This is a genomic window from Chryseobacterium manosquense (assembly GCF_014623485.1).
Taxonomy (GTDB): domain Bacteria; phylum Bacteroidota; class Bacteroidia; order Flavobacteriales; family Weeksellaceae; genus Kaistella; species Kaistella haifensis.
Genome location: NZ_CP060203.1, coordinates 1,225,215 through 1,249,848, shown reverse-complemented (window position 1 = coordinate 1,249,848; position 24,634 = coordinate 1,225,215). Strand labels below are relative to the sequence as shown.

17 protein-coding genes and 3 pseudogenes are annotated in these 24,634 nt (G+C 33.0%); 3 read left to right on the top strand and 17 right to left on the bottom strand.

The window, feature by feature from the left end:
- Positions 1 to 138 precede the first annotated feature (138 nt).
- The gene (locus H0S70_RS05790; protein WP_188322023.1) at positions 139 to 609 is read left to right on the top strand and encodes a hypothetical protein; all 471 of its coding nucleotides are present in this window, start codon (positions 139 to 141) and stop codon (positions 607 to 609) included.
- A 9-nt stretch (positions 610 to 618) separates the two neighbouring features.
- On the top strand, positions 619 to 1,530 hold the full coding sequence (locus tag H0S70_RS05785) for a helix-turn-helix transcriptional regulator (RefSeq protein ID WP_188322022.1): 912 nt from the start codon (positions 619 to 621) through the stop codon (positions 1,528 to 1,530).
- 107 nt (positions 1,531 to 1,637) lie between these two features.
- Here the strand turns inward: H0S70_RS05785 and H0S70_RS05780 are convergent, their stop codons facing one another.
- The 15 genes and pseudogenes from H0S70_RS05780 to H0S70_RS05720 all read right to left on the bottom strand — a co-directional run bounded on the left by H0S70_RS05780 (position 1,638) and on the right by H0S70_RS05720 (position 22,554).
- Entirely contained in the window at positions 1,638 to 1,994 is a 357-nt protein-coding gene (locus H0S70_RS05780; protein ID WP_188322021.1) for a hypothetical protein, read from the bottom strand.
- A 412-nt stretch (positions 1,995 to 2,406) separates the two neighbouring features.
- Positions 2,407 to 4,656, bottom strand: coding sequence for a DUF1998 domain-containing protein (drmB, locus tag H0S70_RS05775; protein ID WP_188322020.1), 2,250 nt, complete (start codon positions 4,654 to 4,656; stop codon positions 2,407 to 2,409).
- A gap of 2 nt (positions 4,657 to 4,658) precedes the next feature.
- Positions 4,659 to 8,906, bottom strand: a complete 4,248-nt coding sequence (locus tag H0S70_RS05770; protein ID WP_188322019.1) for a helicase-related protein — start codon at positions 8,904 to 8,906, stop codon at positions 4,659 to 4,661.
- A complete protein-coding gene (locus H0S70_RS05765) occupies positions 8,899 to 11,391 on the bottom strand; it encodes a hypothetical protein (protein ID WP_168639487.1) in 2,493 nt (830 codons plus the stop codon). The genes H0S70_RS05770 and H0S70_RS05765 overlap by 8 nt, the downstream gene beginning before the upstream one ends.
- Complete coding sequence (locus H0S70_RS05760) at positions 11,388 to 12,458, bottom strand: DEAD/DEAH box helicase (RefSeq protein WP_188322018.1); 1,071 nt, start codon at positions 12,456 to 12,458, stop codon at positions 11,388 to 11,390. Before H0S70_RS05760 ends, H0S70_RS05765 begins: the two co-directional genes overlap by 4 nt.
- A 268-nt stretch (positions 12,459 to 12,726) precedes the next feature.
- The gene (locus H0S70_RS05755) at positions 12,727 to 13,908 is read right to left on the bottom strand and encodes an IS4 family transposase (RefSeq protein ID WP_188321076.1); all 1,182 of its coding nucleotides are present in this window, start codon (positions 13,906 to 13,908) and stop codon (positions 12,727 to 12,729) included.
- 70 nt (positions 13,909 to 13,978) lie between these two features.
- Positions 13,979 to 14,476, bottom strand: a complete 498-nt coding sequence (locus H0S70_RS05750) for a nuclease-related domain-containing protein (RefSeq protein ID WP_188322017.1) — start codon at positions 14,474 to 14,476, stop codon at positions 13,979 to 13,981.
- Positions 14,477 to 14,481: 5 nt separating this feature from the next.
- Complete coding sequence (locus H0S70_RS05745) at positions 14,482 to 16,200, bottom strand: DNA cytosine methyltransferase (protein WP_228453803.1); 1,719 nt, start codon at positions 16,198 to 16,200, stop codon at positions 14,482 to 14,484.
- A complete protein-coding gene (locus H0S70_RS05740; protein ID WP_168639490.1) occupies positions 16,184 to 17,197 on the bottom strand; it encodes a PDDEXK nuclease domain-containing protein in 1,014 nt (337 codons plus the stop codon). Before H0S70_RS05740 ends, H0S70_RS05745 begins: the two co-directional genes overlap by 17 nt.
- 340 nt (positions 17,198 to 17,537) lie before the next feature.
- Complete coding sequence (locus H0S70_RS05735) at positions 17,538 to 18,983, bottom strand: VapE domain-containing protein (RefSeq protein WP_228453802.1); 1,446 nt, start codon at positions 18,981 to 18,983, stop codon at positions 17,538 to 17,540.
- A 66-nt stretch (positions 18,984 to 19,049) separates the two neighbouring features.
- Positions 19,050 to 19,547 (bottom strand): annotated as a pseudogene (locus H0S70_RS14170) (BT4734/BF3469 family protein); the annotation flags it as partial.
- A 12-nt stretch (positions 19,548 to 19,559) separates the two neighbouring features.
- Positions 19,560 to 19,724, bottom strand: a complete 165-nt coding sequence (locus tag H0S70_RS14165; RefSeq protein WP_228453800.1) for a hypothetical protein — start codon at positions 19,722 to 19,724, stop codon at positions 19,560 to 19,562.
- Between the two features lie 94 nt (positions 19,725 to 19,818).
- On the bottom strand, positions 19,819 to 20,100 hold the full coding sequence (locus H0S70_RS05730; protein ID WP_188322016.1) for a helix-turn-helix domain-containing protein: 282 nt from the start codon (positions 20,098 to 20,100) through the stop codon (positions 19,819 to 19,821).
- 89 nt (positions 20,101 to 20,189) lie between these two features.
- On the bottom strand, positions 20,190 to 21,098 hold the full coding sequence (locus tag H0S70_RS05725; protein WP_188322015.1) for a hypothetical protein: 909 nt from the start codon (positions 21,096 to 21,098) through the stop codon (positions 20,190 to 20,192).
- 238 nt (positions 21,099 to 21,336) lie between these two features.
- On the bottom strand, positions 21,337 to 22,554 hold the full coding sequence (locus tag H0S70_RS05720; RefSeq protein WP_188322014.1) for a site-specific integrase: 1,218 nt from the start codon (positions 22,552 to 22,554) through the stop codon (positions 21,337 to 21,339).
- A gap of 446 nt (positions 22,555 to 23,000) precedes the next feature.
- Here H0S70_RS05720 and H0S70_RS05715 point away from each other — a divergent pair, with 446 nt between their 5' ends.
- Positions 23,001 to 23,540, top strand: a complete 540-nt coding sequence (locus H0S70_RS05715) for a GNAT family N-acetyltransferase (protein WP_188322013.1) — start codon at positions 23,001 to 23,003, stop codon at positions 23,538 to 23,540.
- Positions 23,541 to 23,799: 259 nt separating this feature from the next.
- Here the strand turns inward: H0S70_RS05715 and H0S70_RS14695 are convergent.
- A pseudogene (locus H0S70_RS14695) lies at positions 23,800 to 23,923 on the bottom strand (IS91 family transposase); the annotation flags it as partial.
- A gap of 276 nt (positions 23,924 to 24,199) precedes the next feature.
- Positions 24,200 to 24,451 (bottom strand): annotated as a pseudogene (locus tag H0S70_RS14690) (phage integrase N-terminal SAM-like domain-containing protein); the annotation flags it as partial.
- Positions 24,452 to 24,634 lie beyond the last annotated feature (183 nt).

The following is a 24,634-nucleotide window of genomic DNA, read 5'->3' as shown; positions in this document are numbered from 1 at the left end:
AACTATAATGCTACTTTTTTTCACACTTTTATTTTCATTTTATTTATTTTGTTTGCTTCAAACAACATCAAATAATTAGTAAAACGACATTTTTTGTCGTTTTACTGATTTATATTTGCTAGAATAAACGATATAGCAATGCTCCAAATTACTGCCGAAGAACTTAATAAATTCTCTAATTTAAATGATAAAGTCCGAAAAGTAGAAGTTCGTGCAAAAGATTATCTTTTACAACTTGAGCCATTATTGCAAAAACAAAAAAATGAAGGTTTAATTGATGATTTTGAGATTGTACCCCGGGTTTCTGTTTTCAGTTACGATGAAGATTACTGTAAATCCGAAAACATAGAGCTCGGAGATGAGATCATTACCGAAAAAGAAATCAGTTATATGCTTTTTGGGTTACCCAGTGACCTTTTTTATTTGAATGGAAATGAATTTAAGGGAAGTAAAAATCACCCTTTTAAAGGCCTGCATTTCGGTTATTTGATGCACTGCCTTGTCTTTCATTCCCAACTAGATTTTGACGACTTTATGCATATTGACGATGTTTGGCTTGAACTGGAAGTCAGACTACAGTTTTTTACAGATAAAACACCTTTTAAATAAAGATATAATATGGCCAAAGAAGAACAAATGCTCCGCCTGCAATATATTCAGGATATTTTGCGAAGCAAAAAGGAAAAAGGCGCAAGTTATCAAGACATTAAATCCTATCTGGAAAAGAAATTTGAAGAGAAAGATTTGGGCGAACTAAAATTTACAGAGCGGACTTTTCAACGCGATAAAAAAGCCATTCTGAAAGTTACCGGTATTGAAATTTCCTACAGCCGATCGCGCGACATTTATTATATTTCTGAAGAGGAACTGACCAACGCCGAAGAATCTGTTTTAGATAATTTGCTTTTGATAGAAGCCTATCGACAGACCAAAAGCAACTCGGACATTATGATTTTCGAACCGCGAAAAGCACGGGGTTTAAACCATCTCAACGGAATTATTCACGCTATACAGAACCGAAAAATATTAGGATTTACTTACCACAAATTCTGGACAGATGAAACTTCTGAACGGATCGTAGAACCTTATGCATTGAAAGAGTTTCAGCACCGTTGGTATCTGCTTGCAAACGAACATAAAAAAAGTGATTTTCTGGTAAAGACATTTGCTTTAGACCGTATACAGAATCTGGATATTAAAAGTTCTTCATTTGTAAGACAAAAATTTGATCTGCGGAAAACATTTGAAAACTCTTTTGGCATTATATCAACCGAAGGAAAACAACCAATGGAAATTGTACTGTCTTTTACCTTGGAACAGGGCAATTATGCAAAGTCTTTACCCCTTCATCATTCGCAGACGTTTTTAAAGGAAGAAAATGACAGGACATATTTTAAATACTTACTGGTTCCGACAGATGATTTTCTACAGGAATTGATGTGGCACGGACAGGCTGTAAAAGTAGAATATCCTGAAGTTTTAGTAAACCAAATTGAATATGAACTGAAAGATGCCCTAAAACAATATTAATAACCTTCATTCGGAATTGGTTATGGCGTGAAATCTTATATGGATGGCCTGAAAGAAATTAAAAAGAAAAAAAAACAAATTGAAAAGAAACTAATGCCTCATGCTCATTATGTAACTTGCTGTGGCAGAGAGGTGTTACGTACAAACTTTTTAATTGACCAGTCTCCTCTAATTAGAATAAAATTTCTGATAATAATCTTTGCAGAATATTCATCTTCGTTTTGATAAACTAAATATTCATAAAAATCTTTGTGAACCGTTTTCCAATCATTTTTAAGATAAAGATTATTCATCAAAAACGCTCCCATTGCGCGACTCCCAACTTCCGGTGCAATTTCTATTTTTTGAACGGTTTTAAATTTCTGAAATTCTTCTTCTGAAATTTCTTTTCTTAATTTTACTTCAACCGTCTCTAATTGGTTGACTGTAGGTATCGAAAACTCAAAGGCTAAATGACCAAGCAAAAGTTTCCGAATTACTGTTAAGAATTTTATATCATCAAAAGGATAAAATAGTAAATCTTTTTTAATGAATAACTTACTTTCAATTTCCTTCCTTATATGGGGCTTTTGTCTTAATTTTTCAATAATTTTTCCGCGTTGAAAACTGTCAATATCTGTTGATTGGCAAATTAAATATTCAATTATGCAACTAAAATAAAGCTCATTCGTAGAAAATCATTGGTTACATTCATTACAGGAATAAACTTTTGGTAGATTTTCAGGATACGGCTCATCTAAAAGTATTTTTGAAGGAACGTGATCTTTGGTTTTGGAACCTTTTATTGTGTTACCACAGTAAACACAGAAATCGTCATGACGTTCATCATAATAATTTGCAACCTGCCTCACAACTTTAAATTATCAGTTTGTTTTATCATAGTAATTCTTTAAAAAATCCGAATTCTTCATCAACTAATGATCTTCTGTCCAATCCTAAATTCCATTCTTCACATGCGGTTTCTGATACTAATGAGCAAGAAAAGCAAGACGCCAAATTCAAATCAAAAAGACCTTGACCATCAGATTCCCAACATAAGGGATCAGAAGAGCATTCTATAGATCTATTAAGACATTTAATAATGATTTCCATTATTTTTTCGGGTTCTGCTTGGGAAACTAATCCACCCATACTACCTTCAGAACCTTCTGCTGTGTAAATTAATAATCCAGACATACCATTGTTCTCATTGTTTGAAATATATAAACGCTCCTTCAAACTAGCAGTTGGATATCCACAAGAGAATTCTAATTCTCTCATAAACAAATGTGAAAAAGTATGAATTATAAAGTGTTTATATTGATTATTGAAGATTTTCATTTTTGAAGAAATCCCCTGTGAATTCAAATCAGGTGATTCTTCAAAATATTTAGCATATCTATCCTTCAATACATTAGTATTTTCTCCAATCCAATCAACAATTTTTTCATCATTAAATTTTAAAAATATACCTTCTCCCAAGGTTTCGTTTGCTGGTAATACAAACAATTCATTGCTATCACAAGAGAAAATATTTTGTCCACTTGAAGATTCTCTGATGTTGCCGTCGATAACTATTCTTTCTTTGGGTTTTACTCTAGTGAAATCTAGTTGAATGCTTGTTAATCGAAGTTCTTCAACCTGACAAATTTTTGAAAAATATTCTGATATTTTTGGTGGTAAAACAATATCGTTGAACATCAATCCAGGAACATTTATATTTGAATTATTTACAAAACAATTATATTCTTGCAATCTATAGATTTCGTGCTTGTCTTCATTCTCCTCACCACCTGTTTCATTCAAAAACTCTAATTCTAAACTTTCCTTGAATTTATTTTCATCTTCTGGTTTGAAATCATTGTCAATCAAAAAGTCTTCAAAATCTAAAGATATCCAAAAATCAACTTTCGAAATTTCTTTTCTCTCCAGACGTTTTTGATATTTCAGATTTAATTGATTTAATGCCTCCAACAACTCTTCAGATTTATTTAGTGCAAGATTTAGAGGAATGTAAATACTTGAAAAGCCATTGGCATAATAAATATTATTTGCCGTAACAAGTGCCAACTGCATCGTTTCCCTTTCCTTACCGGATGCGCTATTTTCTTTTAAGCATTCTTCATAAGGAATAGGTTGATTTTCCTCTAAAGTTTTTTGCCAAGGCATATGTCCAGGACATTTGGGTTTGATGCCGTTAATACCCTCTAAATTGATTTTGGGTTTTTCTTTTGACTTCCCTGATCCTAATTCACACGATTTACACTCAATATAAATACTGCCATATCCTTCAGATTTAGTTGTGTTTTCTGTCCAAATTAAATCGGGATTGCCACAACAAGGCCCACATGAATCCGTGCTAAAAAGGTTTTCGGCATTATCATTTTCAGTAGACCCATTCAGAAAATTTTCGGTGCGCCATCTTAAGAAATTTGACCATGGAATATCAGATAAATGCCCATTTGGACAAACTAATATCAAGTTTGACTGATCCAATTCGCGATATTCTCTTAACTGAACTTTTGTCCCATCTTCGTTCTTTACTTCAATCGTTCTCAAATAATCTTTTCCGTCTCTAGGAGGTGCGAAATTTATCTTTCTTACCTTACCATCTTGTTTTTTACACTCTTCTTCAAAAATTTTATACCATTCATTTAGTTTTTTTAGTTGCCCCTTTTTATTTTTAAACCATTTCGGAAAAAGCGTACCAGTTATCATATACGTGCTCGCAATTGCAACTTCACCATTTTTTTCTATCGTTTTCTTTATTGGATGGTTATTCCAATTAGGACTATTAAACACCTCGTTGAGACTCATTTGTGGAATTCCAATAAGGCAAATCAAATTTTTTAATGACTTATCTTCCTTTATAAAATCAATAAACCTTTTGTCATCAATATACCGGATTCCACTGTAACTGACTTCATCTTCAGAAAGTTTGTAAATTACTTTTTCATCCGAATTATTTTCTCTAATTACTTTTAACTTTTTGTTAATCTTGTCAAAGAATTTCCATTTGTTAATATCGGATATTAGCACGTAGGAACCGATTTTTGTTGTAATAATAGATCCAACTCCTGATGTTGATGACAAAAGTTTATATTTACCAATTCCCTGATTATATTGATATTGGGACAGAATTTTCATAGTTAGTATGAGTTAATTTTGATTGCAGCTTCTGGTTCAATTACGCGCAAAGACATTGGAACTTGCCATTTCTTGCTTTCAATGTTTTCGATATATTCTTCAATATCAATATAAAGTTGTTCTTGTTGAGTTGTCGGCGTATTTTTCTTATTTGAGAAAACAAATTCTTTGGAGTCAGCCACTGCTAAATTGTAAGCATTTTCCCATTCTTTTATTGCTTCAGAAACCCACGAAACGATTATGTCTAAATTTTGTTCTTTTAATAGATTTTGAATTTGGACTTCAAAATTTGCAAGGTTAGATTTTCTTTGTTCAAAATAATCTTTAATCTCATTAAGAATCTGTGTAATATCTTCTCTTGTGCAATCTGCAATTTTTGAAGCATCTTTACGGTTTTCAAAGCCTAATCTATGTCTGACCAAAGTTGCAAAAAACAAACTTAAATATCTATCCACCGCCTTTTTTGTAAAAGGTGTAATTGATATTGGTTCCACATAACTATACATTTTTTCGTGAAATTCAATGAATCTTTCATAGTGCGAAATGTCTCTTGCTCTGAAAGGATGATGAACAGTGAGAACTAAACCATAATCATTTCTACCAACACGGCTACTTGCTTGAATATATTCTGCAGTATTTCGTGGCATCGAGTTCATAATTATTGTATTAAATCTTGAAACATCAATACCAACAGAAATCATATTAGTTGCAACAATGAATTCCGGTGGTACTTTTCCCCACAGCGTTTCACCTCCATTACTAAAAGCAAGTCTTTTTGCGGCATCCCAGGATTCTTCGACTTTTTTCAATTCTGTTTTTACTTCTTCACCTGATAACCTTCCTGTTAATTCCGCCTCATTAATTGGACCATATGTATAAAAACTATGCATTAATTTACACGGTCTAACAACCCTCGAAAAAACTCTCCGAACTTCTTTTAAGATATAACTTTGAACCTGTGACTGTGTTTTGCCAACTTCTTTTAAACTATTAAAATATGAAATTAAAGTATGGTAATAATCCATTGCTTTAATAGTGTCCCTATCATATTTTTCAAATTCTATTGGGGAATTTTCATTGAGTTGTTGTAACTCAAAAATTGCACGATGAGTCATAACTATTGCAGAAAGTCTCATTTGCATCCATACTTGACTTCTTCCGGTTGGTAGAATTCCCATATATTTTCTTTTTGAGATGAAAGTCTGATTATTCTTATTAGTATCAGAGTACTGCCTTTTGTAAAAAGCAAAAAATGAATCATCACATTCAACTCCAGGCTTTGGAAACAAATTAACTTCCCGATCAAAAAGTGCGGCAATTTGTAACTGTGTGTTTCTTGTAGTTGCTGTGGATGAAATAACTTTAGGTCTATGCTTAAATTTATTTTTTGATAAAATATCAACGGCTGATTCAAATAAAGCAACAGCAGAACCTAAAGGACCCAAAAGTAAATGTAACTCATCTTGAATAATAAGATCTGGTGCTAAGTAACCTTCTGCTGGCTTTCCTGTTTCCCAATTCCCTCTACCAAAAAGTCTCCTTGAGTCTTTATTTCTTTTTGCCGGATCTCCATCAACCTTATGTGCTAATTGTGCAAATTTGTCTACAGTGCCAAAAAGAAGTGTTGGTGGATGTTGATAAATTATTTCATCGCTTAATAATAACGGTAACGAACCTTGTGTTTTTTTCTTTCTGCTTGGTCTAGAATATCCGAAGTTGCATTTGTTATGATTTTCACATTTCAAGTGAACTTTATTTTTATCAAAAACAGATGTTGAAGCATCATCGTCTTCATTCTCACCACCTATTAATTTTGAACCACACCAAGGACATTTAGAAAAAGGAATTTTGTTAGGTTTTTCATGGTTCAGTTTTTCAAACTCTGTAATTAAATCTTCAGTTTTATTTGGAAGAGAATTATCTCCAACCCATAAACCAATAGTAATAGGTTCGTCACCTAATTTATACAAATCCCATCTTCTCATTAATTCTAGTGCCATTATAACCAAAGAAGCTCGCTGAAACTGCTGCATAGTTAGTAATCGTAATGTATACCGCATAATGACAGCAGTACCTCCTCCCTCGCTCTGAAACTTCTTTCGCCTATTTATTATTGTTAATGCGATAAGTCCCAAATATGCTTCTGTTTTACCACCGCCTGTTGGGAACCAAACCAAATCAACTAATTCATTTCGTGCCAACCATTTTTCATCATTCTCAAGTTGAAAAATTCCGTCGAGATTTAAGAGAATAAACGCCAATTGAAAAGCACGCCAAGAAGCAGGCTCTGTAGGTGAAAAAAGAAAATCTGATGCATTATTTTTATAAAAATCAAAATCAAATTCTTTGAAATCATTACCTTTGATTTCTTCTGTAATTTCATTCTTTTTATTTTTTTCCGAATGCCATAACTGCATAAACATTGCAGAGTTCATCAATCTGAAAGACTCCAGATTTTCTTCGTTATTAATTCCAGTTAAGAAATTACTGATATTATTTTTCATTCTGGAATAATCCGATGCACATTTACTTAACTCCTGTGTTGCAATATCACTAAACTTTGGTATACTTGTGTATTTGCTTTTCTTTATGTCAATCCATTTCCCATAAGAATCGACAAATTCGTTTAGACTTTTTAGTACATCATTGTTAGTTGCATCTGAAAATTGTGAAAGCCATTTAAAAGATTGAGCATTGGCATTTGACAAAAAAACAGGTGCATTATATGTTTCACCTTGTAAAACAGCATCAATTTCTTTATTTCTCGGGATTGGATCAACATCAGGTGTTTCTGAAGTTGGTAAATACTCGGATTCTATAAATCTTTCTTTTTCATTCCAAATCACAGAACATCCGTGACCAATACCAAAATCTTTGAACTGATTGTAAATAAATTTTGTGGTAGTATCTTCGTCAAACACACCATCTTTTAAAATATAATTTGCGTTACTGTAAGGCCTTAAATAGTCATTCTGAAATCTTATTCTTACTCCAAAAAAGGCCTTTTCATTAACCTTCTCGTTAAATGTTGAGTAATATCTTTTTCCTTTTGGATCCTTTTCTACAGGTTTACTGGTGTTAAGTAATTGAATCTTAAAAAAAATATTATCCGACTCTTTCCTTGAGTCTTTTGTGAATTGAAGGTTTAAGGAAAGAGAGGCAAAGTCTTCACCTTTTTCATCCAAATTAACTAAAAAAATATTTTTAAGTGAATTTGTAATTGTACCGTCTGCATGGAGAACAGATATCTTTTCTTTATATGTTTCTGGTTTATTGTGTAGTAGAACTTTCTTCTTTTTGTCTAAAATCAGATTTTCAACAACAATTTTCTTTTGAATCGTTTCCGATTGCCATAAACCATAACCGCCAGAGTAAACATCAAAAAGGTTTTTGAAATGATCGCCAATGCTCTCAATTTGCTCAATTTCCTGTGTAATGATGTACAATTTTTTTCTTAATTCTACATCGATTACTGATTTCTTTAATTCGTAATAAATAGAAGATTTCAGATTACTTAGATACGCACTTTGTTCTGTAATCTTTTCAAGATTAATAAGAACTTTTGTTTGCTTGTATAACTCTTGGGCATAACTCTTTTGGATATCAATCAATCTTTTCCTTGTAACAACCAAGTTATCTGCTGACATTTTATTTAAAGTCAAATAATGCCTCCCAAAGTGCTCGCTCAACACAAAATCAGTAAATGTATGCTTCGTAATAAAATCTCTAATTTTAGTGACATTACATTCACATAAAACCCCATATCTTTTATTGAATTCTCCTCCTTTATCAGATTGCAGTTTTTTGTAATATCTAAAATTAATGTCAAATTCAATTTTATTTTTTTTTAAAATGCTACTATCTAAACAACAGGTAATAGCAACATTGCTAGGATACATTTGATTTATCTCAACGCCATTTACTAAATCAGATTCCTCTTCTAAATTTTCTTGAGAATCCTTACCCCCTTCTTCATCTTCTTCAATAACTTCATTATTATCCAGTGCAAGTCCTTCTTTAATAGACGAAGAATTATCTATCGGAAACAAAACTCCTGTACTATAAACCGCTGCAGGTACAATATCAATAATTTCCTTGTCGTTTTCAAGAGGAATATTACCAATGATTTTATTTTGTAATAAATCTTCATCTGTCAAATCCACATAACGGTATCCGCTAATGCCGGGGCCGAATGTTTGTTCACGAATAAATCTTTCTAATGAATTTCTCTTTTCTAATACCTTACTCATTGCTTACTATTTCTATTTTGGATATTATTTTTAATTTAATTTCATCATTTACTATATCTACCAAAGACTTAAGATTTACAAGAAGGTTGTCTTGGTCTATTCCTATATCCTGTAGACTGTGTGTTTGCTGATATTTCGACAATCTATTACGTAGAACTTCCGTAGTTTTTGTTAAATCATCAAAACATCCATCGTTAAATAAATCACAAAGCAATAATGTCATTTGATGTGTGCTTTGCCTTGTTGCTTGCTTTGAAGAATTCCTCAATCTTTGAATAATTATATAATATGGGGTGCCCAAATCTAAATATTCACAAACACCAAGAAATGCTTTTTTACTCAATGGCGCAAATGCTTCACTTTCCGGATTTGTCCAAGATTCGTCAAAATGTTTAAAGGATACCATTTTTGAACCTTTGGAGTCCAAAAACGCAGTCAATTCTTTATAAATATCAGACTCGCTACTTTTAATACACTTTCTTTTAAGAAGAATCTTCCATAGACGACCTGTTTCAGATTCGTGGACGTCAAATTTTTTTCTTATGATTTTTAGTTCTTCTTCTAAATTTTTGGTCTCTGCAAATTTTTCAAAAATATTTGTTTCTTCTAAAATATCATCTAGTGACTGTACTTCAATAATTTCCTCATTCAAATCATAATTCTGAAGTTCATCTCCTGATAAAACACGCAATTCGCTATTTTCATTTGCTCTTACAATAAATAAACTACTATAGGGATAGGTTTTGCTCCTGGAAATTTTCTGAAATTTGACTTTTATAACACTTCTGTTTAAATTATGAGAATATCTAGATTCGAACTCCCAATCTATTGAAATTGTTTTTTCAGGTTTTATACTAGAAATTTGTTTCTTTAGTTGAACAATATCGAAATACGTGTTACGAATTGGGTGTTCAATTATTTTTCTAAAATCGTTTGCAAGATTATATTTTGACCAGTTGAATTGATTGAGCCATAAAAATTTTACGAAGGCGCCACGAGCGTAAAAATGATGATTAATATAGAATTCGAGTAAATTAGGATAAAAATAGAAAGGTCTTTTACCCTGATCTTGAAAAGAAAGAATTAAAAAATTTTGAACGTTACAAGACTGCACTGATTTCCAAGTAACAATACCCTGAATATTTTCACTTTTTAAATCATGCAATAAAAGTTTACTTAAATATTCGTTCTCTACAAATAGGTTTGGCAATATGAGTGTTTTCTTTGTATTTAAATGATTATTAATAATATCTGCGAACTTCATATCAATAAGGGAATCAAGAAAATTAACAAAAGTCTCTTTAAACTCTTTTAAATCCTTTTCTGTCATTTCCATTATCTGAAACTTGGTTTCCGCAGAAATCAATTTTGAGTACTCGTGTTCAGAAAACAAATCGTCAATGATAAAATCTTTAATTTCTTCATTAATGCATAAGCCATAGATATTAAGTAATTTATTCGATTTTAATTCATACAAATCTCTTATACTGCATTCTAACTGAAGTGTATCCCAAAATACATTTTCATCCGCTCCAAAAAAAGAAATTTTCCTGAAATGGTTATTAGATACCCTTAGCAGTTTATTTATCTCCGAATTTAGAACAACGTAAGTTGAACTTTCGGGAATCTTAAAAATGTCTTTTAAGCGCTTCAGTTTCGTCCGAATATTCTCGATATTAATTTTCGATTTACCAAAAGAAAACAAAACCATCTGTTTTATAGGTAAGCCATTTTCCTTTTTCCAACTTTTTAATTCGTTGAAAGAAAATGTTTTCAAATTTTTCTTTCTTTCACAATCAATTAAAAATATTTTTTCGCAATTATCAATAAAATTAGAATGTAATTTATCAACTTGATGCAATGATAAATTTGGATTACATCTATTGAATGTCAAATCATTATTTTCATTTTCTAAATCGGTTAAATATGGGAATTCAGCAAAATTTTCCAGCAAAATTTTTGCAGTGGAAAGTTTGGTGTTAAATAAATTTATTGGTTCAATAACAGTTTTTTCATCAAAAGAGTTATAAAAACTTGAAAGCATTTCACAATATTTTTTCTCTTTTAACCATCTTTTATAAATACGATTACCTCTCGCACCACTGGCATCGTCAGGAGCACGACTTAATCTTATTATTTTCTGCCTAATTTCATTCCTTTTAGACAAAAGAATTTCGTTAAAGTCGTCCTCAAGTTTTGTAGAATCTTGGAGCGACATCAAATGATACTTCAATACAAGAAACTGTGATAAAATATTTACAAATTCATCATCTAAATCCTGCTCAAAATGAATGTGGAAAAATACAAAATCATCTTGTTGAATTTTATCATTTTCATCGAGAAGTCTGTTCACATACTTCAACAATTCAATATATATTTCCTTGTTTTCTGTGGGAAGCAAAGCAAATATTTCATCAAAATTATTTTCCGATGAGTTTATGAAATTTGTCAAATGTTTTTTTATATGGGAATCAATAAATTTCATTCATAAACGATGTTAATTTCCAAATTTAAAATTGCTCTTGTTACACCCACAAAAATTTCATATTTATTCAATTCAGATGGGTTACTAATTACGAGAAATACGTTCTTCTTTTCAAGCCCCTTATACTTAAGAATGGATGTATATCTTAATTTATTTGCAGTGTCTACAATGTTTTCTGGTGTTAATTCTTCAATGTCTTTGATAGTTAATTCATAAAGAACATCCTCATAATTCATTTTTTTTCCGCTGAAAATTTTCGATTCAAACAAAAGGATGCAATCTTGCCCTTTTAAAGAATTATGTGAATCTCGAATTGGATTGAGTGCATTATTTAGAAGATGTTTTTTTAAATCTCGCAAAGATTTGTGTTTTACAACACTTATTTCAGGAAACTCTTCTTCAAAATTAGTTGACTCTAACACTTCTGGGGTTTCTATAACGCAACTTGCTAATTTTCTAATACAAGGATTTTGTGAACTCCTTTTTGTTTCATTTAATTTAAAGTGAGAATAATATGAAGAAAGAATATCTGCTATTTCAGATACATTACGCCCTGACATTGAGTAACTCTGATCTATGTCGTATAAAATAAGTGAATTCCCATTATGAAGCCCGTTTTTATTAAATCCTGAAAGCTGGTTAATGAATAAATCTGCACCTCTGTCAAAAAAATCTTGTGCTTCGTCAATCACAATATAGTCATAAGACGATAATGAATCTGATGAGTCAAATTTATTAAGCGTCTCTTTTACCAAATTGTAAAATTCTTCTTCAGTATAATTTACAAGTTGTTCATTGGAAATGTGTCTATTTAAATTTTGAAAAAATCTAAAGAACGTAGTAATTTCAATTTCATTATTTGGGTTTCTCTCTTTTAGAATACCTTTTGTATAATGCATTAAAAGGTTGTTCCAGCAAAGATATATTCCTCTTTTATTTACTTGTTTATCGATAAATGCTTTTGCTAATGTTGTTTTTCCACTGCCGGGAGGACCTTCAATCATTATTCTTTGATTCTTATATAGGCTCTCCAAAATTTCAAGATTTTGAACGCCTAGCCAAGACAAAGTATCAACGGAGTTAAATTTGTTCTTATCGGAAATCAAAGGGCTTAAAATGTGCCTCAATGACAATAGTTTCCTTTTATCAAGTTTAGGATATTCTCTGAAATGTTTTTTATGCTTTTCTTTTGTGTAGTTAAAAGCGTTTAAAATAAACTTTTCGATTGAGTTATCATAATTTGGTGCACAGTAACTTGACCAAAGTACAATACTGTCCTAAATAAAAAAACAGATATATTTTATGCACATATAGATAGGCTTTAAGCGGAATTTTCTATAGATTTTCAAAAAGAACCCCTTGATAATATGTTTTTTGAGATTCAGGTGGTTGGTCAAAAGGTTTGTCGAGCCAATACTGGAGATTAATTTTCACAAAAATATTCAGTCGGATAAATGCTACTAGATTTGATAATTGCCAAGGATATTTTGCGATTGATTTTAGGTATTTTAGGATAAGAATGGTAATTAGAGCCGTCCAAATTTGTATTTTAACTGCATTTTCAGATGTTCCGATAAATGTTTTGATATGAAGCAATTGCTTGATGTCTCTGAAAAAAATCTCAATCTGCCACCTTTGTTTGTACAGTTCTGCAATGGTGGAAGCTGCCCAAGTGAAATTATTGGTGATAATTTCGATAGTTTGCTTGTTTTCATCGTCCCAAACCGCCACTCTTCTTAATTTTTTAGGGTATTTTTCTTTTGAAATAGGGTTTGAAAGGATTATGTCTTCGTCTTTCAAAATGTTTTGCGCTCCTTTTGGTGGAAGTTCTCGTTCCTGTAAAGTTTCAAATTTTAGGTTTTCCTTATGCCTGATTACAAAAAAAACACCTTTGCTGTCCCAAATAGAAAGCATCGGAAAATCGTTGTAAAAACGGTCGGCTACAATCACCGCACCTTTCTCTAAGGGAATGTTTTCAGCCCCTTTATTATCCGCAACGCTTCCTTTGGTAATATTCACATAAACCGGAAGTTTCCCATCGTATTCAAGCAAGGTATGCATCTTTACAGCTCCTTTCTTAGTGCGATACGTTGCCCAATCAAATAAAGAAAGACACAGGGAAATAAGAGTGGAATCTAATAGATAAACGGGAACTTTTATTTTCAGCTTTACTCGTTTTTGTTTGGTGTGCTGTCCTAAATGTTCTAATAATATGAAATACAAATCTTTGAACAAGTCTGCATCTCTTTTCCCATTTTGGTAACTGATGGAAGATTTGGAAGGTGCAGTTTTTATTCCTAAATGATTGAGGTTGCCCGTTGCGCTACGAAGTCCATTGGAAATATCCCGTACCGAGGTGCTTTTCGCAAAATGACAGAAAAGCATAGAAACTAAATGGGTCCAACTATCGAATCCTTTATTTCGGTAATCGGTCTTTCTTTCTTTGACTATTTTTTTGAAAATTACTCGGTCTATTTTTGAAATAATCTGAGAAAATAATGTTAATTTTGAGTCCATAAGAAGGTTTTTTTGTTGTGCAACCTCAAAGGTACTTTGAGTTACTCTAATTCCTTCTTATTTTTTTTATTTAGGACGCTATTGACCAAAGTAAATTTTTATCAAAAATTTTTGACTCAAATGCATAATTTACGTGAGGGAATGCAACAGCTTCGCAAAAAAAACAATCTTTTAAATTGTTTAAAATCAAATCTTTTAAAGTATGTTTATAGCCTTCAGCCTGTTTAAATGGATTTTGTCTCATTACGGTATCAAAATTTTTACCGTAGAAAAATGAACTTTCCTTTGTGGAGATTGCACCACCTTTTACTTCCAATACAAGAACTCCTTCTTCACAAATTATTAAAAAATCAATTTGAGAACTTGTTTTCTTATAGTAGTTAAAATTGTCCGAATGATTTGGAAGTTTTAAATCATACCAAACAAGCCAATCTTTGTCACTTTCTGATAAATCTTTATATAACTGCCTATATGTGTCAATTTCTCCGTATAAAGGTTTACCATCTTCATTTAAGATGATATTTTCTAATGAGTCTACCGGATTTGAAGGAAAGAATTGGACTGGCATAAAAATTACGTTTGATTAGCCGTAGTAGATATTTTGTTAATAGCATACAAGGCAAATAGTTGCCTCAAAGGCACACGAGATTTGTGTTTGAAAACCTTATTCTTATTTTCAAATTGAATATCTTTTTTAATATCTAAATCATTCAATATTGTTTTGATTTTATCGACTAATAATATTGGATTATGATACTCTTCTCCAGGTATTTGTTTTTCGTATAAATTTTGTAAAATTTTTGATGAAGGAATTTTTTCTGAAAAACCGTTGTTTATAATTCCTAAAAATTTTTCTCCGTTTTTTTCTTTTCTAATTAAATCTTCGATTTTTAAAAAATAATTATTGTTGATTTTTTGAATTGGGAATCCGTCACCTGTGCCATACTGAATAGACGTGTACCATTTACCATTGGTCTGTTTTCCCTCCTCAATATCATAATTGGATAAAGTAACCGTGAGATTTCCCTCCTTAATTGCGTGTCTTCTAAACCTGGATCCCTTTTTCTTTTGCGGAGGATTGAGAAATTCTTTTTGCAAATAATTATTAAGATTTAAGACTCTTTTTTCATCAAAGCTTTCTCGCACATTCAACTTTCTTGGAACAGGTAAACCTTCAGATTGTAAAACTTGTGTAGCAAACGCTCTGGAAACCGAACAACAAACCGCGTTTCCAACAAGTCGCCATTTACTACTTTCTAAACCTACAAATTGATAAGTAATTGGAAATCCCATTATTATCGACGCTTCCCTTACTGTAGGCAATCTATATTCACCATCACCAATTCTGGCAATTTCTGTTTTGTAAATTATTGATTCTCTTGAATTTGCGATTTTAGTTGCTGTAATAGTTCTGCTTGGTTTTTCTTGGTTTTCTGGAAATGACATTTTACCCATAAAAGGATGATTAGTTTTCCAAAATTTTGACAGGGACCATTCTGATTCATAAATACCGCTATCGTAAAAATGATCGGTAATCTTTGATTGCGCAAGGTTCAAATCATATTGAATGTCCGAAATGAGATTATCCGATTTCTCGCTAAATGGTGTTGGGAAACATTGCAGTAAATCCTTTAGTTTTCTGTACTTCTTTTTTCTATCTTTTCCATCAGAATTATGTGTTTGCACAGGAATGACTAATTGATTATTTCTAATTATTTCCCCCGAAATCAGTCTTTTACGCGCTTGTATTGAACCATAATCTGCTGAATTAATTACTGTGGTATTATTGGTCAAATCAATTGCAATTTGCAAAGGATTAAGATTGTTTTCCTCTGCCCATTCTTTAAGATTCAAATCAATAAAATTATATTGTTCTTTTAGATGCTTTTTCGAGTTTACAACATTTTCCATAAACCAAGCCTTTAGTATAGAGTTAGGCTGGTATTTTTTTACTGCAACTACTCTTAAAAAGGCTTCTGTTAGTCTAACTCCAAGGGACTTGTCGGCTTTCCCCGACTTATTTGAACTTGAGAAACTAACGCAAGGCGGACTTCCTATAATAACTTCCGTATTTTCAACCTTGTTTATCTCCTCAATTGACTCCCAAAACTCTTGTATATTCTTTGAGGTACAGTTTAATTCAAAATTGTAATTGTAAGTATCTACTGCAGGTTTCCAATAATCATAACCATGTACAATATTAAAACCCATTTGTCGAAAGCCTTCTGAAAAACCGCCAGCACCACAAAAGAAATCTACGACTTTCATTTGATTATTATTTTTCTTCTTCATTATCTTCAAAATTTCCAAGTTCTTTGCTTACTTCATCCAGCAATTGCTGTTCAGTTGGCAAATAGAGTTCGTATTTACTCGCAATAATTTGTTTTTGGTTTTCCGGAAGTGTGAATTTTACAACTGTGTCATTTTTATCGGCACAAAGCAGGATTCCGATTGTTGGATTTTCCGCTGGCGTTTTTTCAATACGGTCGTAATAGTTGACATACATTTGAAGTTGACCAATATCCTGATGAGTCATTTTATCGGTTTTTATCTCGATAACTACAAAGCACTGAAGCAAGCGGTTGTAGAATACCAAATCCACAAAGAACTCGTCGCCATCAATGTGAATTCTTTTCTGTCGTGCCACAAATGAAAAGCCATTGCCCAGTTCTAAAAGAAATTCCTGTAAGTGGGTAATAATTGCCTGTTCCAAATCCTTTTCATAGTAAGACGCTTCCCGCTTCAAACCAAGAAATTCCAAATACATTGGATCTTTAATAATTTCTTTGGCATCAGAAGGCTGTTTTTCGTTTCTTGCAACGGCTAAAACATCTTCTTTGTTATTACTTACCAAAAGTCTTTCATAAAGATTGGAGTACACCTGTCTTTCAAGTTGTCTTGAGGACCAGTTATTTTTCACTGTTTCTGCAATGTAAAACTCTCTTTGCTCTTGATTTTCAACTCTTAGAAGAAATTTATACTGTGTCCAACTCAATTGCGAATGCAGTGCGTTCGCAATTGGAAACATTCTGTAAAATTGCCTGAATAATTCTATTTGCCTTTTAGAAAAGCCACTTCCAAATTGTGGCTCCAATTCTTTAGAAATATATTCCGTTAGATATTTGCCATAATCTGCACGGTCTTTCCCATTTTGCTCTTCCTCAAAGATTCTTTTCCCAATTTGCCAATACATTAACGTTCGTTGATTATCAACCGCACGTATTGCCTTGTCTTTTGAACTTGCAATAATGGCCTTAATTTCAGATATAAAAGATTGATTTATTAACATATTAAAGGGATGGTTGTCGCTTTTTTTGTAAAAGTGTAAATATAATAAATATGCAAAAGATAAAAAAATAAAGCAATGTAATTTCGGGTAAGATGGGTAAGAGAATTTCAGTAAAAAAAAATAAAAATTTTTCTTTACAAAAAAAACTATTTTATACGATGATTTGAATAAAAACTAAGGAAGTAGTAAGGGTGGTTTGCGTTGGTTTTACCATATGTTGCAGGTTTTTTTTCGCAGAAAAAAATAAAACAAGTTTTTATAAAAAAACTACTTACCCAACTTACCCGATGATTTGAAAGAAAAATGGTGAAGTTGGAAACTTCACCCATTTTTGTGAATTCTAATTGTCATTTTGAAATCGAAATTTAGTTTGAGTTTCGGTTTCTTTATTTGAAATTGAGTTCAGCATTGCAAGGTTTTCTATTTCAACTTCATCAAATGTTTTTTCCTGTAAAGCATATACATAAGATCCGCTTTTTTTGATTCTTAAATACTGGTGTTTTTTGAGTGCTTTCCCGAGTTTGTGAACCGTACCATCTGTGATATTCAGTTTTGCTCTTTCAGCCAATTTAACGGCTATTTGAGTTGTGTTCAGAAAAGCATTAGCATTTTCTTTGTCAGAAACATTGAACCAAGTAAGCAACAATTCTTCCTCCGGACTTCTTAACTGATACTGTTCGTTGTTGGCGTTAATCTCTTTGATTTCTTCCTGATTGAACCAATGGCGGAATTCTGATTTGTAGAGTGATACTGCCTGAGCATACACTTTGTTGATATCAATATTATGGGTGTATTCGATATTTTCTACTTCGAAGCAAAGGAAACGGCGTGAGCCGGTTGTATCGTTTAAGAATTGTGAAGTATTTACACTTCCTGCAAAACTGGCTCGTCTTGGCATATTTTCATTGTTGTGCCCGTAGGCTTTTCGCATTCTGATGTGGGTTTTTGTGATGATTTCTTTAAGGGAACCGATTTCGGTTTTATTGAGGTTTTCCAGTTCGTCCAAATTGATTAACATACATTCTGCTAAGTGAATTAAGGTGTCTTTATTACTCGGGTTTATGGTCCCGGAAAAGATATATTCTTTCAATGGTTGCGGCATCAGTTTTTCTATCCACGTTGTTTTTCCCAAACCCTGTTTCCCTGAAAATACGATAACCGTTTGATTGACTTGCTTTTCATCGAGAACACAGGCAACCATCGCAACAAACCATTTTTTGAAACACACTCTCCATAAATCCTGTTTTGTAGTGGTTATGGTGTCTGCAAGCAGTTCAATGTAGTCTGTTTCATCAGAATTTTCAGGCAGATTGTTGAAGTAATCTTCAAACGGATCATACATTTCGCAGTAGTCGGAATGCAGTAAATTGCGTAAGGAATTTATACTACATTTTACTTTGGCTTTCAGGATTTCACGAAGGATTGAGTTTTCAGAAAAATCAGTCATGGGTTTCCATTTGGTTGCTTTTAGTGTTTTGAATTCCAATTTTCCTAGAACTGTATTATATCTGAAGTTGTAACGATTGTTAAGGAACATTTCCAGTTTGTCGATATAGGAAGGTTGTTCTTCCTCGTCATCAGAAAAATTGCCGTCATTGGTTTTGGTCGTGGACGATTCACCGGAATTTGATTTAACGTTCACAGATTGCAGAGATTGACCAGATTTTGTTTTCGGTTGGAAAGTGTCAGTATTATGTTCTGCGGTATTTTGGTAGGCACTTTGAACGGCGGTTGTAACTTCTTTTGCGTCATAGCCGTAATCCGCTAAAATGTAGCCTAAAGCCATTGATTCTGAAATTCCTTTGCGGTTCAGATTGTTGGCCAAAGCAAAAACGAAGTTATTGCGGTTGCCTTATGTAAACTGGATTTTCTTTTCGGTGAAGCGGACTGCGTGCTCATACAAAACATCATAATCCGCTTGCGGATTATTTTGATGTTTTGAGTTTCCTCGCTTTTGCTCGGAATGACAATATTCTATTTTCGGATCATCAGCAAAGACTTCTGCATATTCGTTCAGGTATAATTCAGGATCGTAAGAAAAGAAGCAAAGCCGGGTAATGTCTTTACTGGATTTATCGATTTCTACCTCCAATAATTCTTCGAAATATCGCTGCAACTCCAAAAAAGTTTCTTTGTGCTGTTCTTTATCGGATGAAACTTTCACGAAAATTTTCAGTCCGTTTCCGGAAGGACTTACAAATGAAGCAAATACAAAATCATCCATTCTGATTTTGGTTTTGCACTGTTGCATTTTTTCTTTTTCGAGTTTGTCTATATCCAATACCATTAACGCATTGTAATTGGTAAGGAATTCCATTTTTCTGCCGCCGTTAAATGTTGCACTGGGTGTAAATGCCGGAAGTTATTTTTTGGCTCTTTCTGCGGCTTCCTTTTTATCGTCGGCTAGGGATTTTCTTAAATAGGTGATTGCATTTTGGTATACTCCCGTTTTGATATCGGAAAGGATTTTCAGAATATCTTTCTGTTCGGTTACTTCCTTGAAGTTTTTGAATATGGTGGATTTCATTTTGTTAGAAGTTAGATTTTAGAAGTTAGATTTTAGAGAAAAGCCCTCACTGAATTTGAGGGCTTGGTTTTTTCAGTGCATAGAAAAGTGTTATTCACTTTTTTGCGAAGGATTTGTTGTAGTGATCCTGCATTGTTTTTTCAACATCAGACAGTTTGTAGTAGATTTTACTGCCTACCTGAGAAAAAGAAATTTTGCCTTCATCACGCCAAGTCTGTGCAGTTCTGCGAGAGATTTTCAGCATTGCGATTAATTCTTCATTGTCCAGGAATACTTCCTGTTTTGGTGCTGTCTTAGCGTTAAGTTTTTCGTGAATCTCATTAATTTTTGAGATTAGACCATCAAACTGCTCTTTGGATATAATAATTGCTTCCATAATATTTTTGGGTTTAAGAATATGAAGCAAAGGTGTATAATTAGAAAAAGTCTTTTGGTCTTTATTTAGTCCACGTGGACTAAATAATTTTAAAAATGTTTGCTAATGTCCACAATATTAGAGCCTTTAGGTCGCTTCTCGGGTTTGGAAGGCATCATTATCGTTTTGACAGTCTGTGGACTTATCGGATTTCCGTCTTTATCTGTGAAATTATTACATATCAACTGCACTATTTCGCTGTTTTCTGCTTCAATGGCAGGACGCGAGTCCACGAAGTATTCTCGTTGCAACTGAATAAAAACATCAACTAACTGATTGACTTTCAGATTGGTTTTTACTTTTTTAAAAAAGTCCACTGTGGACTTTTCTGATAATTCGGTGGACTTTTCTTCTTCCTGTAGTTTTGCCAATGTTTCTATTTCATTGATCAGTTTATCACATTCTTTTGGAAAAAGTGGTAATTGAAGGTATTGAACTGTTATGATTGCCCGTTCGTATGCAAATTTTTCTCTAGTCAGAAATAATATTTTTTCCCGATCTGTTGAAATACGGTCCACTTCTTTTTGGACTTCATAAAATGAAAAATAACGTTCCTCACTTTCAGCATTGATATATTTTTTGGCAGGTTTGATTTTGTTTTCATCAATATCCTGGGATTCCAATTTTTCTCTTTTGGTTTCAAGACAGGTATAAATTTTTAAAAGTCTACTTTGGTTTCTTGTGCCCGAAAAGAGTTCGATATTCAATTCTATTAGTTTCTCAAATTTATTGAGCCACAACAGAGGTTTCTTCACCAAATTACAATGGTGTGCAATAAATGCTGGTATGTTTTTTAAAGGAAGGGAAAAAATTTTGTTTAGAATCTGTTGGCAGTAATCTTCCAAACTTTGTTTTGGTATGGCTTCAATATCAAATAAATCGTTAAATGCATCCGTAACTTTTACGGACGAAAATTGCACGAAAGGTGCTGTTTCCTTTAGTTGATATTTTTCCGACATAGCCGAAAATATTATTCAGTTCACAAATTACTTGATTATTGCAGATTAGAAGCATCAGAGTGATATTTGGCAAATATTATCAATTTTTTTTGCGATTTATTTTGCTTTTTCTGTGTTTTTCATCATAATGCTAAATTAGGAAAATGAAAGCAAATTTTTTAAGTTAAGTTTCATATCTTGAGAAAAAAAATATGCTCCGTACTGAAATACAGAGCATTGAGTTTTCAACATTTTTTTTCTAATTCATATACTTTTCAACAGCCTCGTCCAATTCCTGGGAAATGATTTTTGCATAAATCTGTGTGGTGCCAATATCGGTGTGATCCATCAGTTTTGAAACGTGTTCTATTCGCATTCCGTTGTTCAGTGCCTGTGTTGCATAAGTGTGTCTTGCCAAGTGGAAAGACAGAGGAAAAGGAAGTTTCATCTTTTTTCCGATTGCGGAAAGATGCAGTGAGCAAAGCGAAGTGCATCTGCCAACTTCCGCTAATCTGTAAGCATCGTTTTCGAAGTAGGGCGAACCGTTTTCAAGCATAGGAAATACGAAATGTTTTGGATTGATTTCTTTGGGTTTGTATTTGTTTAGTATTGTCAAAGCAGAGTTTCCAAATTTAAAACTGTGCGTTCTGCCTGTTTTTCTGATTTGCTTTCTGATTTTGTTTTCTTCAAAATTTACATTTTCCCAAGTCAATTCGATAACATCGCTTAATCTCAAACCTCCTGCATTCGCCGAAAATAAAAACATATCCTTTACAATCGGTGCTTTACTCTCTTGATTTACTTCATACTTTTTAAATTCTTCCAACTGGGTTTTGCTGAGGAAACTTCTTTTGCTTGGATCTCTTTTGATACTTATTTTACTGAACGGATAAAGGTTTGCATCTACCAACTCCTCGTTTATGGCTTCCTTGAAAAAAATCGCCAAAATCACCAACGAATATTTAATCGTAGTATTTGAATTTTTTAGGGTATTACTACAATAATTCACATAATCTTTTAGCATTGTCACTGTGATATCATCAAAATCTACATCTTTAGTTTTGGTAAATTCTTCAAATTTTTTCAGACTGCTTTTGTAGGCTTTGTAGGTTCTTGCAGAAACTGTCCCCTTGATTTTTTCGCATCTGTCTTCGGCATAAGCAAAGTAATTCTGTGCTCCCTTTCCTTTTACGGCTTCTTTGAGTTTTCTTGCAGATACGGATTTTGACTTTCTTTCCATATCGGCAACAGTTCCCGAAGCATCTGCTAATTTCTGTAAAAGAAGTGCGTTTGTTCTTGCAGAATTAGGAAAGTTTTTTCTAACCTTTTTCTGTTCGTCATCCCATTGGCTTTCCTTGGCTTTAATTCCTGTTGAAACATATTTTTTCTTGCGGTACTTAATCAGGATGATGTAAATCGGGCAGTAACCGTTATTGTCGGTTTTGTCTGTTCTGAGGATAAATTTGACTGATGCCATAAGATTTGTGTTTTGAAAAGTTTAAACTAAATTTGAAAACGGAAGCAAGGGAATGAGAGGTCTTGAAAAGTGTTCAAAGTATCTCAATGCAACCTAATACAAAGGTAGAACTTTTGGTAGAACAAATCGTTATTTTCTTTACTTTTTTTTACTTTAGTTTGCAGAAAGAAAAAACACAAATCTTTATTTAATAGGCATTACAGAGAATTTTGAACAACAGAATTGAAATATTGTGATAACATATTATTTGCGAAAAGCGGGGTTGAAGTTATAATAGAACTACCTTTTGCATTTAGCAACAAAAAACTTTTTCCTTTTACAATTTTTGTATATTAGCAAAAGGAAAAAGTTTTTTGTTCAGTTCAGTTTAAATTGACCTTTTCGTCCAATTTAGCCCGCCCTTCGCAAATACTTTTTCCGTTATCTATAATTGCAAAAAAAAACCCGTGGATAAAACGAAATTTCCAGAATTAAGAACAGAAAGACTTATTCTAAACCAACCTAAAAATAGTGATTTAAAAAAAATTACTGAAATCCTGAATAGTGAAGTTTATTCAAAAAATACAGTAAATATACCTTCACCTTATACTGATAAAAGTGCCGAATTTTGGTTAAGATTATCAGAAGAAGGTTTTATTAATGAAAATCAATATGTTTTTGCAATTCGCTTGAAAAATAGTGAAGAAATTATTGGTGGAATTGATTTAGGAATTGACAAACGCTTTAACAAAGCAGAACTTGGTTACTGGATTGACCAAAGATTCTGGAATATAGGATATGCAACTGAATCTGTAAAAGCCGTAATTGATTTTGGTTTCAAAACTTTAAACTTAAAGAGAATTTTTGCTACCCATTTTGATTTTAATACTTCTTCGGGAAAAGTTATGCAAAATGCAGGTATGAAAAAAGAAGGCGTTTTGCTTTGTCATACTTGCAAAAATGGAGAGTATCAAAATCACGTTATTTACGGAATAATTAATGAATAAATAAATAAATGCAACTACAGATAATAACTAAGCTTTCGTCTTGTCCGCAGGACAGAAGATGAAAGCCCGTTGAACGGAAGCTCCGGTAGCTTTTCAGCAGTATGATGTTCCTCTTATGGAGTTGTCGTTTTTAGAATTTAGAGGTGCAAAGCAGTTTTTTCAGAAGGACTGCTTTTTTTTGTGGCGTTGGGTAGCCTTTGGAAGTGGGTTCTGCGGGGTTTTATTGGCTGTAGAGCAATACTTCCCTTACCCGCAAAGGTTATTTCGCAGACAAAGGGTGGGTGTCGAAAAGAAAAATCCTGCGGCGGACCGCGCTGCCCGAAAACGGCAATGGTCACCAGGTTTCCCTCCTTGCAGCACCGGCATTTATTGAGCAGCATCTTCCGGTCGAAATCCAAATGCTGAAGCTTGATATTTCTTACCTCCATACAGCGCAGTCCGCAACCGTAGATCAGGCCGATGAGCAGTTTGTGTTTCAGGAGTTCGGCGGTTTGAAGCAATCGCCAGATTTCTTCACGGCTTAAAATAGTGGGAAGTTTTTTCACTTTTGGAATCGCGGGAAGATGGAGGTAGCTGTAAGGCAAGCCTTCGGTTTTCAGCAAAAACCGCAGTCCGTAAACGGTATGTTTAAAGTACGACTGGGAAGGGGTTTTTGATCGCTTTTGAAGTTCAAAAAGGTAATCTTTGATGTCTTCCGGGTCTAATTCGGTAGGGACTTTACCGAAATGAAGCGCCAAGGCTGCAACGTGACGGGAATAATTGTCGAAGGTACGCCTGCTTCTGCCAAGGATGGAGATATTTCTTTCGAAGCGTTGCAGAAGTTCGGCAAAACCGTTAACTTCGCTCGAAGCACGATTGAGAAATTTGTTGGTCCTTAAATCCTCCGGAGATTTTTTTTGTAGCCATTTCATGAGTTTTTAAAAGGTTAATAAAAACAAAGTTACTAAAACGGCGAATGGGAAAAGCTACCGGAGGTTTAGTTCAACATCGGTAACCGTTGCACAACTCCACATTTTCAGTAATTTCCAAAGTAAAAGCATAAAAAACGGCCTCCTTTAAAGCGATTTAAGGGAGGTTTCTATTTTTGTCGGGCA